Annotated in this window: 1 protein-coding gene; it reads right to left on the bottom strand. The window is 60.3% G+C overall.

The window, feature by feature from the left end:
* Nucleotides 1–1475: acetate--CoA ligase (acsA, locus tag AC3Y2E_RS34550; protein ID WP_379217977.1), on the bottom strand; the 1475-nt coding region annotated here is incomplete at both ends.

Consider the following 1475-nt stretch of genomic DNA (forward strand, 5'->3'; position numbering starts at 1 on the left):
AGCACGCGGCGCATGATCTTGCCGCTGCGCGTCTTCGGCAGCTTATCCTTAAACTCGATTTCGCGAGGCGCGGCGTGGGCGGACAGCCCGACCTTGACGAACTGCGAAATCTCCGCCTTCAGCTCGTCGCTCGGCTCGAATCCGGCGCGCAGCGAGATGAACGCTTTGATGATCTCTCCGCGCAGCGGGTCCGGCTTGCCGATGACGCCGGCTTCCGCAACCGCCGGATGCTCAACCAGCTTGCTCTCGACCTCGAACGGTCCGACGCGCTCGCCGGACGTGTTGATGACGTCGTCGACGCGGCCCTGGAACCAGAAGTAGCCGTCCTCGTCCATATAAGCCGAGTCGCCCGAGACGTACCAGCCCTTCAGGCGGAAATATTCTTCGTATTTCGCCGGGTTGTTCCAGATCTTACGCATCATCGACGGCCAAGGCGTCTTGATCGCCAGGTTGCCCATCCGGTTCGGAGGCAGCACGTTGCCGCTGTCGTCGACGATCGCCGCGTCCGTGCCCGGAATCGGCTTACCCATCGAGCCCGGACGGATGTCCATGCTCGGGTAGTTGCAGATGAGCTGTCCGCCGGTCTCCGTCATCCACCACGTATCGTGAATCCGGTGGTTGTAGACTTTCATCCCCCATCGTACGACTTCCGGGTTAAGCGGTTCACCGACGCTGAGCACGTGGCGCAGGCTGCTGAGGTCGAACTGCTTCACCGTGTCGTCGCCCGCTCCCATAAGCATGCGGAACGCCGTCGGCGCGCTGTACCATACGGATACTTTGTAACGCTGGATCGTATTGTACCAATCCTGCGGGCTGAACCGGCCGCCGCGGATGACGTTGGTCACTTTGTTGAGGAACGGAGCGAACACCCCGTAGCTCGTACCGGTTACCCAGCCCGGGTCGGCCGTACACCAGTAGACATCGTTTTCTTTCAGATCGAGCACGATTTGTCCTGTATACAGATGCTGAATCATCGCATTGTGAACGTGAAGCACGCCCTTCGGCTTGCCCGTCGAACCGGACGTGTAATGAAGCAGCATGCCATCCTCGCGGTCGACCCACTCGATATCGAGCTGCTCCGACGCTTGCACCATCTCGCTTTTGAAATCGACCTGTTTCGGTCCGTCCGGAATGTCGTCGCCGACAAGAATTACATGCTTCAGGTTCGGCAGGCTGCTCACCGGCACGCGTCCCAGCAGGGCCGGCGTCGTCACGATCGCGGTAGCTTCCGCGTCCTCCAGCCGGTCGCGGACCGCCTGCTCCATGAACGCTTCGAACAAAGGTCCGGCGATCGCACCGATCTTGATCGTGCCGAGCAGGGCGTAATACAGCTCCGGCGAGCGCGGCATAAAGATAAAGACGCGGTCCCCTTTGCCGACGCCGAGCTTCCGCAGTACGTTGCCGAATTTGTTCGAATTCGCTTTCATCTGCCCGTAAGTAACCGCTTCATCGCGGGTGGCGTCACTGTAATAAAG

This window comes from Paenibacillus sp. MAH-35, assembly GCF_058135425.1.